Annotated in this window: 13 protein-coding genes; 1 reads left to right on the top strand and 12 read right to left on the bottom strand. The window is 37.0% G+C overall.

Going from position 1 to position 11511, the window contains the following annotated elements:
• Nucleotides 1-99: 99 nt before the first annotated feature.
• The 11 genes from H9655_RS03560 to H9655_RS03510 form a co-directional block, all read right to left on the bottom strand.
• Nucleotides 100-1485 carry a vWA domain-containing protein gene (locus H9655_RS03560; RefSeq protein WP_191810919.1) on the bottom strand — a complete coding sequence of 462 codons (1386 nt, stop codon included), beginning with the start codon at nucleotides 1483-1485 and terminating at the stop codon, nucleotides 100-102.
• 235 nt (nucleotides 1486-1720) lie between these two features.
• The gene (gene panD / locus H9655_RS03555; protein ID WP_191810917.1) at nucleotides 1721-2104 is read right to left on the bottom strand and encodes an aspartate 1-decarboxylase; all 384 of its coding nucleotides are present in this window, start codon (nucleotides 2102-2104) and stop codon (nucleotides 1721-1723) included.
• A gap of 21 nt (nucleotides 2105-2125) precedes the next feature.
• A complete protein-coding gene (panC, locus tag H9655_RS03550; RefSeq protein WP_191810916.1) occupies nucleotides 2126-2971 on the bottom strand; it encodes a pantoate--beta-alanine ligase in 846 nt (281 codons plus the stop codon).
• Nucleotides 2968-3804 (bottom strand): 3-methyl-2-oxobutanoate hydroxymethyltransferase, encoded by an 837-nt coding sequence (panB, locus tag H9655_RS03545; protein WP_191810914.1) that lies wholly within the window; start codon nucleotides 3802-3804, stop codon nucleotides 2968-2970. Before panB ends, panC begins: the two co-directional genes overlap by 4 nt.
• Nucleotides 3805-4057: 253 nt before the next feature.
• Nucleotides 4058-5038: a biotin--[acetyl-CoA-carboxylase] ligase gene (locus H9655_RS03540; RefSeq protein ID WP_191810911.1), complete on the bottom strand. Its 981-nt coding sequence runs from the start codon at nucleotides 5036-5038 to the stop codon at nucleotides 4058-4060.
• Entirely contained in the window at nucleotides 5023-6219 is a 1197-nt protein-coding gene (locus H9655_RS03535; RefSeq protein WP_191810909.1) for a CCA tRNA nucleotidyltransferase, read from the bottom strand. Before H9655_RS03535 ends, H9655_RS03540 begins: the two co-directional genes overlap by 16 nt.
• Nucleotides 6219-7358, bottom strand: coding sequence for an N-acetyl-alpha-D-glucosaminyl L-malate synthase BshA (gene bshA, locus H9655_RS03530; RefSeq protein ID WP_191810907.1), 1140 nt, complete (start codon nucleotides 7356-7358; stop codon nucleotides 6219-6221). The genes H9655_RS03535 and bshA overlap by 1 nt, the downstream gene beginning before the upstream one ends.
• 2 nt (nucleotides 7359-7360) lie before the next feature.
• Complete coding sequence (gene bshB1, locus H9655_RS03525) at nucleotides 7361-8071, bottom strand: bacillithiol biosynthesis deacetylase BshB1 (RefSeq protein WP_191810905.1); 711 nt, start codon at nucleotides 8069-8071, stop codon at nucleotides 7361-7363.
• Between the two features lie 2 nt (nucleotides 8072-8073).
• The gene (gene mgsA, locus H9655_RS03520) at nucleotides 8074-8478 is read right to left on the bottom strand and encodes a methylglyoxal synthase (protein WP_191810903.1); all 405 of its coding nucleotides are present in this window, start codon (nucleotides 8476-8478) and stop codon (nucleotides 8074-8076) included.
• Nucleotides 8479-8495: 17 nt separating this feature from the next.
• Nucleotides 8496-9296 carry a 4-hydroxy-tetrahydrodipicolinate reductase gene (gene dapB / locus H9655_RS03515; RefSeq protein ID WP_191810901.1) on the bottom strand — a complete coding sequence of 267 codons (801 nt, stop codon included), beginning with the start codon at nucleotides 9294-9296 and terminating at the stop codon, nucleotides 8496-8498.
• Complete coding sequence (locus H9655_RS03510; protein ID WP_191810899.1) at nucleotides 9283-9633, bottom strand: nucleotide pyrophosphohydrolase; 351 nt, start codon at nucleotides 9631-9633, stop codon at nucleotides 9283-9285. The genes dapB and H9655_RS03510 overlap by 14 nt, the downstream gene beginning before the upstream one ends.
• Nucleotides 9634-9875: 242 nt before the next feature.
• Here H9655_RS03510 and H9655_RS03505 point away from each other — a divergent pair, with 242 nt between their 5' ends.
• A complete protein-coding gene (locus H9655_RS03505) occupies nucleotides 9876-10745 on the top strand; it encodes a YitT family protein (RefSeq protein ID WP_191810897.1) in 870 nt (289 codons plus the stop codon).
• Nucleotides 10746-10811: 66 nt separating this feature from the next.
• On the opposite strand, the gene H9655_RS03500 is transcribed toward H9655_RS03505, so the two are convergent.
• Entirely contained in the window at nucleotides 10812-11489 is a 678-nt protein-coding gene (locus H9655_RS03500) for a zinc metallopeptidase (protein ID WP_191810895.1), read from the bottom strand.
• Between the last annotated feature and the right edge of the window lie 22 nt (nucleotides 11490-11511).

Below are 11511 nucleotides of genomic sequence, written 5' to 3'. Positions count from 1 at the left end.
AGTAAATAAATTATTATTCATAACCCATCTATTTACACAAGTCCAATAGGTCATTTACTTCTCTTCTGATTATTTTGCCAAATTGTATATTTAATCTTCTTATTCACTCACGTTTTTCAAGAACCTCTCACTAATCTCTTCCCAGTTATCAAGGAATGAGTCTCTATTCAGTTGATCCAGTTCAAGAAAAAGTTCACGTGCTTCTTTATCGACTTGTAAATAGTATGCCCGATAGTTTTCATCTAGGCGTAGGAAAACATCAGAATCTATCTTTTTTTGCTCTTTTAAATAATTGATAGCCAGTTGTAAATGATGATGCTCTCTATTCATCTTTTCCTGCTCTTCGTGATGCCAATCATTTAATTGCTTTTGTACCGTTTTATTAAGATTATTAATGGCAGCATTGCTATTTCTATGCCATTCTGACCATACTTTAGCCATTTCTGTGGTTCGCTTAAATTCTGCCTTTAAATCCTCTTGATTTTGGACATTAATAAACTTTCCATTTGCAGCCCTTGCCATTTCTTTCAACTGCGTTAATCCATCGTTATTAACTTGATAGCCAATGATTTGAACGACTGGACTTAAGTTGGAATCACTCAGTTTTTCCATTGCCTGTACAGGATTTCCTCCACAGGTTTCGACTCCATCACTCACGAGATAAATAATATTCGTATTCTCTGAACCATCCTGTGATTCTAAATTAACCATTGCCTGTTCAACTGCCTTTGTCATTGGTGTCCATCCCGCTGGGTCAAATTCATCTAAGGCATTTGTAAACTCTTTACTATCATAGGCTGATAGAGAATAAACTTGTTCTACAGTACTGCATGAAACCTCTTTATCTGCTTCATCTCCTGTTCCTTTATGTCCGTAAACAGTTAATGAGACTTTAGCTTTTTCTGGCAAACTATCAACAAATTGATTAATGGCTTCTTTTGCAAGTTCCATTCTTGTTTTTCCATTTTCTAGAGCACCCATACTACCACTAGCATCAAGTAAAATAGCTACATTATAATTTTTCTTTAATTGGTTTTCCTCTTCTGCAATGTTTGGATCTGCAAATTTCATTGCTTGCCATTGTTCAATCGGAACATTTGGCATACTTAAATTCTCTTTAAATAGGGAAAAGACTTTCCGTTCATAAGCATGAATCTCTTCTTCTGTAGCCTCTATCGTAATAGAGGGCAGCTGATCAAGTGCCGACTTTACTTCATCGGAAAATTCCTTCATTGCCCATTCTCCCGTATAACCATAGTCAACTGATTCCTTAAACGATTGGGGAATAGGTAATGAAGTTTGAGGAACTGGATTTTCTCCAACTTTTGTATCGTTTGCTGTATCTGCTACACCCTCAGTTGATTCATCCCCACCAATACCTTCTTTTTTTGTATCTCCCTTGCTACAGGCAACAATGATAAAAATCGTTACCATTGCTAATGCAAATAATAAGACAGTTTTTTTCAGATTGACCTCCTCCTTCAATGGTTTATTTCTCTTTATCCCTTCATATTCATATGAATTATTTTACCATTATTGACTAAAGCCGTTGTCATTTTGTATAAAAAGAAATAATAAAAATAACAAGTCTGCAATGACCCTTATCTGCTCATTATTAGAACAGATAAACACAATAAAAAGCACAAACAAATCCTTTTAAAATACAGAATTTGTTCGTGCTTATTAACTAAAGCATTTTTCGGCAGTTCAGTCACTTTTTTTACAAAATCGTACTAGCTGGTTCCTGGTAAAGCATATCAATGATTTGATTATCTGCGCCCATAATCGCTACTTTTGGTTGGTGACTTTTAAGTTTTTCCTCTGCAACTTGAGCATATGAAATGATAATTACGATATCCCCTTGCTGAACGAGACGTGCGGCAGCGCCGTTAACACAAATAACACCACTCCCTCTTTCACCAGGAATAATATACGTTTCGAATCTTGCTCCATTATTGTTATTAACGATTTGTACCTTCTCATTCGGTAACATATCAACAGCATCTAAAATATCACTATCAATCGTAATACTGCCGACGTAGTTCAGGTTAGCTTCTGTTACTGTTGCTCTATGAATTTTCCCATTCATCATTGTTCTGTACATATTAAATCCTCCTCTATGACCTCATGCTGTGATGATGATATTATCGATTAAACGGGCCTTGGAAAATTTTACGGCCAACGCAATAATGATTACACCGCCGACTTCTTCGATTGGCTGTAATTCTGGGTAAGAAAGAATCTCAACATAATCAATTTCACCACTTGTCTTCTCATTGAGCATCGTTTTCATTACATCAATTATACGAGACGGATTTTTTTCTCCTTCTGTGATGATTGCTTCCGCTGCCTGTAAACTTGCAAAAAGCACAGTGGCTTCTTTACGTTCTCCTGCTGTTAAGTGTACATTTCTTGAGCTCTTTGCCAACCCATCACTTTCTCTTACCGTATCCACTGCAACGAGTTCAATCGGGAAATTAAAATTTTTCACAAGCAAATCTATCACTGCAAATTGTTGGGCATCTTTTTTACCGAAGTAAGCTCTTTCTGGTTGAATAATATTAAATAATTTAGAAACAACCACAACCACACCGTCAAAATGACCAGGTCTTGAAGCGCCACAAAGTCTCTCTGTTCTTGCTCCGACGTTCATTGTTATCTCTTGCATCTGTGGATACATTTCTTCTGCTGTTGGATGAAACAGATAATCTACCTTTACTTCTGCCGCTAATTCCATATCTCTTTCTAAATCTCTCGGATAAGTGGCCAAATCTTCCTCTTCCCCAAACTGGAGCGGGTTTACAAAAACACTCATGACGACGATATCATTTTCCAAACGTGCTTTTTTAGCTAATGTTAAGTGGCCTTCATGCAAATAACCCATTGTTGGGATAAGCCCGATTGATCTCCCTTCCCTTTGGAAGTCTTTGATGATTTTCTGCATTTCTTTGATGCTCGTCACTTTTTTCATTGCTTTCCTCCGTAGAGACTTAAAAGTTCTTCTTCTTTCATATTAAAAGAATGTTTATCCTCTGGAAATTGTCCACTCTTTACCTCTTTTACATAAGCAGAAATGGCCTCTTCCATCATTTCTCCACTATTTAAATAGCGCTTAACAAACTTTGGTACGCGCTCAACGCCGTATGTGAGAATGTCATGGTACACGAGTACTTGCCCATCTGTATGCACACCAGCACCAATCCCAATTGTCGGGATATTTAAAATTAATGATACCTCTTTAGATAATTGTTGCGGCACACATTCAAGAACAAGAGCAAAAGCCCCTGCTTCTTCACATTTTCTTGCATCATTGATTAGTTTTTGAGCTGTTTTTGCATCTTTACCCTGTACTTTGTACCCACCTAACACACCAACTGATTGTGGCGTTAAGCCTAAATGTGCAACAACGGGTATACCTGCATTTGTCATTGCAGTAATTTTATCTATTACTTCATCTCCACCTTCAACCTTGACGGCATGGGCACCCGTTTCTTGAATCAGTGTTCTCGCATTTATTAGCGCTTCTTCCATAGAAATATGGTAGCTCATAAACGGCATATCTACCACGATAAAAGTGTCTTTTGCCCCGCGCTTTACAGCTTTAGCATGGTGAATCATATCATTCATTGTAACTGGAATCGTTGAATCATAACCTAATACAACCATTCCTAGTGAGTCGCCGACAAGAATCATATCGACATTAGCTTGCTCTGATAATTTAGCCTGCGGAAAATCATACGCCGTGAGCATCGCTATTTTCTCACCCTTACTTTTCATTTTCAAAAAATCAGTCGTTTGTTTCATCCTACTTCCTCCTTTTTTAATAGGAAGAGGTGATGATCTACTGATAATGAGAAAGACATAAAAATAACCTTCTACAAAAAAAGTGCAGAAGGATAGTGTATGTTCTCATTATTAAACTCATCCCTCTGTCCTGGTCCTAAATGGATCTAGGCAGATTTCGTGTATATATGATGGTCAAGCAGGTGCAGTTCTTACCGATACTGCCCACACAAAGTATATCAACATTTGCGTTAACTTTCTATAAAAATATCTATTATTCTAATTCAATATCTGCAGAATAAATTTGATGCTGCACACCAGCCTCATCTTCTAAAAGCAATATTCCCTCATCTGTAATACCAATCGCTTTTCCCGTTATCGTGCCAGATAGCGTCCGCGCTTTTATTCTTTTTCCTATACTAATGGCATAACTTTCCCATAAAATTCTTATCGGCTGAAAACCATGCTGTAAATAGAGTTGATAAAGTTTTTCGAGTTTAAATAACAGTGATTGAATAATTTGTGCGCGGGAGATTTCTTCTTTCTTTTCAATTGAAAGGGAGGTGGCAATCGATTGAATTTCCTTCGGATAGTCATCCAATTTCTGATTCACATTAATGCCTATCCCCATAATAATAGAAACAATTCGATCTGCATCTGCTTGCATTTCTGTTAATATCCCTGTTATTTTTTTGCCATTAATCAACACATCATTAGGCCATTTAATTTCCGCTGTTAAACCGGTCACTTCCTCAATCGCTTGAACAACAGCAACAGCAGCAATAAGTGTTAATTGTGGGGCGCGATGAGGAGGAAGTTGCGGCCTAAGAATGATGCTCATCCAAACACCAGTATATTTAGGAGATATCCATTTTCGATCCATTCTTCCCCTACCGCTTATTTGTTCTTCTGCTACTACAATCGTACCTTCACTTGCACCATCTGTTGCTAATTGATGAGCTACTTTTTGGGTGGAGTCCACTGTTTCTTCATAATGGATATGACTACCAAGTATATTTGTTTTCAAACCATAACGTATTTCATCAGCAATCACTTTTTTTGGTGTAGCAACAATGCGATATCCTTTTCGTCTCACCGCTTCAAACTCAAACCCTTCTTTACGAAGATTTTCTATATGCTTCCACACGGCTGTGCGTGAACAACCGAGTAAATCAGCAATAGCTTGCCCAGACAAATATTCATCTTGGTGAGTCGTGAAGGCATTTAATAACTTTATCCTTATTTCTGATTCCATTGAAACAGCCACTCCCTGATCTCTTCTTTATTATTTTGTAATTCTCCAAGTATAATTGCTTCCTCAATTTTCGCTAACCATTCCTTCAGCCAAGGACCAGCTGATTGCTGACTCCAATTGATAATATCATTGCCATTAACCGCTAATTGTTTTCTTGAAGTAATCGCCAATTTGTTATACATTTCTACTAAATGATCAGGATATTCTACTCTTTCATGATTGTATACTTGATGAAGCTTTTCAGCACTCACTGCTACTGTTAAACCACTGTGATAAATAGTAGTAGCTTGAAAGGGTTTTGAAAGTCTTTTTTGGAACCACTGATAAAGATTGAGTATTTCTTTCATGTCTTTACTTGACATCTTCCATCCTTTTAATCCTAACTTTGCTTCATGCTCACTAAATTGAAAAACCTTTAAGAGCAGAACCCATATTTCGGGCAAAGATAATGATTGAAGAGGATAGGTGACGAGCTGAGAAAGTGCCTTCTCCTTTTGCGAAAGCATCGGTAAATGGCGATGTAAGTTTGAGTCTTGTAGAAGCGTCAAGGCATCCACTCGATAATCTCCTTGTAATAATTTATTAAATTCAACGAGCTTCCTTTCAACTGCCACATGTTGCAGTAAATGCGCTTTCTTTTTTAATGCATAATAGGTACCTTCTTCGAGAGCGAAACCTAATTGACTTTTAAACCGAAGCGCTCGCATCATTCTTAAGGCATCCTCATTAAAGCGTTCTTCACTTGAACCAACGGTCTTTATTTCTCTGTTTTTGATTGATTCTCTTCCAGCGAAGGGGTCAATTAATTCACCACTTTTATCCATCGCAATGCTATTCATCGTAAAGTCTCTTCTCTGTAAATCCTCTTTTAAATGACGGATAAAGCGGACTTCATCCGGTCTTCTAAAGTCGCTATACGTTGACTCTGCCCTATATGTTGTGACTTCATATGCTTCACCTTTATGAAGAATAAGTATGGTACCATGCTCAATACCTACATCAACGGTTTTAGAAAAAATCGCTTTCATTTCAATTGGTGTAGCAGATGTAGCGATATCTACATCTGCTATTTCACGACCAATTAGAAGATCTCTTACTGCACCACCGACAAAATAAGCTTCATAACCTGCTTCCTCAAGCTTTTCAATAATTGGAATGGCTCTTTGAAATATCGGTTTCATTATTTCGCCTCACTTAATAGATCGAAATAGAGCTGCTCGTATTGTGAAACAATCTTATCGGCATGGAAACTTGTCAATACAGATTCTTTTGCTTGTAATGATAACTTTGTATGTAATTTTTCATCTTGTAAAATATTTAATGCGACTGCTGCAACACTCTCAATATCACCGAGTTCACAAATATAGCCATTTACACCATTTTGGATAACTTCCGGAATACCTCCAACATTTGTTCCTATACATGGCACATTGCATGCCATCGCCTCAAGCGCGACTAAACCAAAGCTTTCTTTTTCGGACAATAAAAGCATTAAGTCACTAATGGAATAAAGTTCCGCTAAGTTATCTTGTTTGCCAAGAAATATGACTTGTTGTTGTAAAGATAATTGATCTACTAATTTTGAAATATCACTCATCTGCGGACCATCCCCTACAAGTAGGAGCTTAGCTTTTATATGTTGTGCTATTTTAGCAAATGAATGAACAACATCATCTACCCTTTTCACACCACGAAAGTTAGACACATGAATAATCACTTTCTCATCATCAGCTATTTGAAATTCTTCTTTCAAATAATCTACATCTTTTTTTACATATTCACGCTCATCAATAAAATTGTATACAGGAACAATTTTTTTCTGCGGATTGATTAAATCGTAAGTTTGCGCAATCAATGCGTTTGAAACAGCCGTCACAACATCCGATTGTTCAATTCCAAATTTTATCGCTTCCGTTAATGATGAGTCATAACCAAGAACCGTAATATCTGTTCCATGTAAAGTTGTAACAATTTTGACATCACGACCGCTCATTTGCTTCCCTAAAATGGCACATATCGCATGTGGCACCGCATAATGTACATGAAGTAAGTCAAGATTTTCTCGTTTGATCACTTCTGCCATCTTGCTTGCTAACGCGATGTCATAAGGCGCATATTGAAAAACGGAGTATTGATTGACTTCTACTTGATGGTAAAAAATATTATGATATATCTTATTTAAACGAAAAGGAATGCTTGAAGAAATAAAGTGAATTTCATGTCCTCTTTCTGCCAGCATTTTTCCGAGTTCTGTGGCAATTACCCCTGATCCACCAACAGTCGGATAGCAAGTAATCCCTATTTTAAGTTTTTTATTCATTCTTACACTCCAAATAAATCGTTTTCGATCATCAATGGTTTTTTCACTTTAAAACCTTCTGCATATTTGACGCCAACTTGCTGTCCAAATAGGCGTTCTCTCGCTTCAACCATTTCCACATAACCATTTGTTAACGGAGTATCGACAGCTCCCTCCGTTTTCGTGAATTGACTTTGGTAAGCATTTAAACTGGCGATTTTTTTATCTATGGTTGCTGTTATATCTATCGTAAAATCAGGTTGGTGAAATCCATTAATCATATAATAGTAAAAGCTTTTCACTTTATGATGCGTTTGATACTCAGTTGTTTGATATTTACGAATACCTGCAGAGAAGACCGCTTCTTCGACAATTTTTGTTGCATTCGCATGATCCGGATGTCTATCCATTTCATATGGCGCAAATACAATAGTCGGCTGATACTTCCTTATCATTTCTACGACCTGTTTGATACGCTCACTTGTTAAAAATAAATGTCTATCACCTAAATGCAGTCCTTCTCTTACAGCCACATTTAATATTTGCGCTGCTGCCATGGCTTCTGTTTTCCTCAAAGCAGGATAACCATTAGAAGACAACTCGGCTTCTGTTAAATCACAAATCCCTACTTTATAACCTTTTTCCACATACTTCGCGATTGTTCCTGACATGCCGATTTCTACATCATCGGCATGCGCTCCGAAAGCAAGTATATCAAGCTTTGTTTCATTCATCTCTATTCACTCTCTTTTATCATTTCTCTCCAGGAAAAATCTCCTCTTTCAAGTCCTTTAATTAAAACTTCCGCGGTGCCCATATTTGTCGCTAATGGTACAGCGTAAACATCACATAATCGGATTAGCGCGGTAATATCTGGTTCATGTGGTTGTGCGGTGAGCGGATCTCTAAAAAACAAGACGAGATCCATTTTATTTTGCGCAATCATACTTCCAATTTGCTGATCACCACCAAGTGGTCCAGATTGAAAACGATGTACAGTTAGATCTGCTTCCTGCTGCAACCTTAAACCAGTCGTACCAGTTGCAAATAATTGATGCTGTGAAAGAATACCTTGATACGCTTTGGAAAAATTCACAATATCATTCTTCTTTTTATCATGAGCAATTAATGCAATGTTCATCGGCACCGCCTCCATACTTACTCCATAATATTTTCTAAACCGTAAACTAACGTATCAATTTTAACAACAGTGTCGACAGCTAATGCAACACCACTCATAAATGATTCGCGATTGTATGAATCATGGCGAATTTGCAGTGTTTGTCCACTAGAACCAAACATTACTTGTTGATGTGCAATTAAGCCAGGAAGTCTAACGGAGTGAATATGCATTCCATCAAAATCTGCCCCACGAGCACCAGCTAGCGTTTCCTTTTCATTAGGATGTCCTTGTTGCTTGCTCTCTCTTACATCACGAATCATCTCAGCTGTTTTAACAGCTGTGCCAGATGGTGCATCTAGTTTTTGATCATGATGCATTTCAATAATTTCTACATCATTAAAGTATTTAGCTGCCATTTGTGAAAATTTCATCATGAGCACAGCACCAACAGCAAAGTTTGGCGCAATAATCGCACCTAAACTGGAGTCATGACATAAATCCTCTAGTTCTTGTAAGTTCTCTTTGGTAAACCCAGTTGTACCAACAACTGGTCTCACGCCATAGGTAAGCGCTGTTTTTGTATGATGCATACCGACTTCTGGCGTGGTTAAGTCAATAAGAACATCACAAGCTTCATTTTTAAAACATTTTTCTATATCAGAATAAACAGGAACATCGATTCCCTCAAAGCCTTTAAAATCACTTAAAATGCCACCATCATTTTTATGATCTACAACTGCTACTAATTCATAATTTTCTTTGTTCTGAACTAACTTAACTGCCTCGCTCCCCATTCTACCTCTTGGACCTGCGATCACGATCTTAATTGTCTTCATTATTTCTTCCCCCTTCTTCCATACGTGTCCATCTATCTTTATCGCGCGTTTGAAACTTATGCATCACTTGGTCATGCGCTTTCGTTAAATCTATATTTAGAGAATTAGCAAGACAAATTAATACAAAAAGCATGTCTCCCATTTCTTCTTCAATTGCCTTTTCTTTTTCTGTACTCTTTTTTGGTTTTTCACCATATGTATGATTGACTTCTCTTGCCAGCTCCCCTAATTCCTCTGTCAATCGTGCCATCATAGCAAGTGGACTAAAATACCCCTCTTTAAATTGCCCAATATAGACATCTACTTCCCTCTGTAATTCTTCCATTGACTTACTCATTTACTTCTCACCTCATATACATACCTTTTTATCATTCTATTCACACTCTCCATGTTAGCTAAACATAGCCATTTTTACAATTCCTATCGTTTATTTCTTTATTTCAATCCGATAAAAATAGTATGCGTATGAGAGAATACGCTGCCTCGCACCTATCCAAAGTGTGATTGCTTATCCTCTATTGAATCTATATAATGAGATGGCAAGTAATATATTTCATCATGTTTCGGAGGGCACTGTGAATGTTTGGATTAAAAATGAAGAACATAATCCTTATTCTGTTTGGCGCTAGTATATTCTCTTTCGGTATTGTTCACTTTAATATGCAAAACAACTTAGCAGAAGGTGGTTTTACTGGTATCACGCTTTTATTGTATTTCTTATTTGATTGGAATCCATCTTACACGAATTTGATATTGAATATTCCTTTATTTTTCATCGGATGGAAACTACTAGGTAAAAAAGCATTTATCTATACGATTATTGGTACGGTAGGCGTTTCACTTTTCCTTGAAATATTCCAAAGATATCAAATACATATGCCATTAAAGAATGACCTTACTTTAGCTGCACTGTTCGCAGGTGTTTTTATCGGGGTTGGTCTCGGTATTATTTTTAGATATGGTGGAACAACGGGTGGCGTTGATATTATTGCACGACTCGTTAATAAGTATACCGGTACTTCCATGGGGAAAACGATGTTTGTGTTTGACTTTTGTGTGATTACAATATCACTGATTTTTTATCTCAAATATTATGAGGCAATGTATACTCTAGTTGCCGTATTTGTTGGCGCGAAAGTGATTGATTTTATTCAAGAAGGTGCTTATTCTGCAAGAGGTGCAATGATTATCTCTGAGAAAAATGAAGAAATTTCTGCGAAAATTCTCTATGAAATGGAGAGAGGAGTCACCGTTTTAAAAGGCCGGGGGTCATTTACTAAACTGGATCGTGAAGTATTATATTGCGTAGTAGCTAGAAATGAACTAACTAAATTGAAGAACCTTATTCATTCAGTTGATCCTAATGCATTTGTCACCGTATCACAAGTGCACGATGTCTTAGGTGAAGGATTTACATTGGATGAAAACAAAAAACCTTTAGAACGCTGAGATTACTTCTAAATGACAAAAAAGCAACTACCTTAATTGAGCAGTTGCTTTTACATTTAAAATAAATTAATCGTCGTTGTTCATACCAATAAAAGCGAGAACGAAACGTAGTAATTCCATAACAGCAATAACGGTTGCAGCTACATAAGTTAGAGCTGCTGCATTTAATACTTTTTTAGCGCCCGACTCTTCATCATTTCTTATAACACCAGTGCTAACCATGACATTGAGTGCTCTTGATGAGGCGTTAAACTCAACAGGTAATGTCACTACCTGGAATAATACAGCTGCAGCAAAGAAAACGATACCAAGTAACATCATGCTAGTAGAAGTAAACAACAAACCTGCTAAGATGAAAAAGAAAGATAGGTTAGAACCTATGTTAGCAACAGGAACAAGGGCGTGCCTAAAACGTAAGAAAGAATAACCTTCAGCATCTTGAATGGCATGACCCACTTCGTGTGTCGCCACAGATACGGAAGCAATGGAAGATCCATAATAATTATCCTCAGATAATCTCACGGTTTTATCTCTCGGATCATAATGGTCTGAAAGTTGTCCTTTTACTGGTTCGATAGAGACATTATAAAGCCCATTTTCATCTAAAACTTTTCTAGCCGCTTCCGCTCCAGTCATATTTGAAGAAGTAGATATTTGTAAATGTTTCTTATACGTCTTCTTCAAGTACATTTGAATAGCAATCGGGACAATCATAATAATGATAAAGTAAATCAAAAACGACATAGGTGAACCTCCTAATAAAGTA

This window comes from Cytobacillus stercorigallinarum, from assembly GCF_014836495.1.
Taxonomy (GTDB): Bacteria; Bacillota; Bacilli; order Bacillales; family Cytobacillaceae; genus Cytobacillus; species Cytobacillus stercorigallinarum.
The sequence above is the reverse complement of the archived record's forward strand: the minus strand, read 5'-3'. Positions and strand labels throughout refer to the sequence as shown.

Excerpts from the sequence above, each read along its gene's own strand:
- panC (WP_191810916.1), bottom strand. The coding sequence starts at position 2,971 with ATGAAAAAAGTGACGAGCATCAAAGAAATGCAGAAAATCATCAAAGAC.
- bshB1 (WP_191810905.1), bottom strand. The coding sequence starts at position 8,071 with ATGAATGAAACAAAGCTTGATATACTTGCTTTCGGAGCGCATGCCGAT.
- H9655_RS03505 (WP_191810897.1), top strand. The coding sequence starts at position 9,876 with ATGTTTGGATTAAAAATGAAGAACATAATCCTTATTCTGTTTGGCGCT.
- dapB (WP_191810901.1), bottom strand. The coding sequence starts at position 9,296 with ATGAAGACAATTAAGATCGTGATCGCAGGTCCAAGAGGTAGAATGGGG.
- mgsA (WP_191810903.1), bottom strand. The coding sequence starts at position 8,478 with ATGAACATTGCATTAATTGCTCATGATAAAAAGAAGAATGATATTGTG.
- panD (WP_191810917.1), bottom strand. The coding sequence starts at position 2,104 with ATGTACAGAACAATGATGAATGGGAAAATTCATAGAGCAACAGTAACA.
- H9655_RS03510 (WP_191810899.1), bottom strand. The coding sequence starts at position 9,633 with ATGAGTAAGTCAATGGAAGAATTACAGAGGGAAGTAGATGTCTATATT.
- H9655_RS03540 (WP_191810911.1), bottom strand. The coding sequence starts at position 5,038 with ATGGAATCAGAAATAAGGATAAAGTTATTAAATGCCTTCACGACTCAC.
- H9655_RS03535 (WP_191810909.1), bottom strand. The coding sequence starts at position 6,219 with ATGAAACCGATATTTCAAAGAGCCATTCCAATTATTGAAAAGCTTGAG.
- panB (WP_191810914.1), bottom strand. The coding sequence starts at position 3,804 with ATGAAACAAACGACTGATTTTTTGAAAATGAAAAGTAAGGGTGAGAAA.
- bshA (WP_191810907.1), bottom strand. The coding sequence starts at position 7,358 with ATGAATAAAAAACTTAAAATAGGGATTACTTGCTATCCGACTGTTGGT.
- H9655_RS03500 (WP_191810895.1), bottom strand. The coding sequence starts at position 11,489 with ATGTCGTTTTTGATTTACTTTATCATTATTATGATTGTCCCGATTGCT.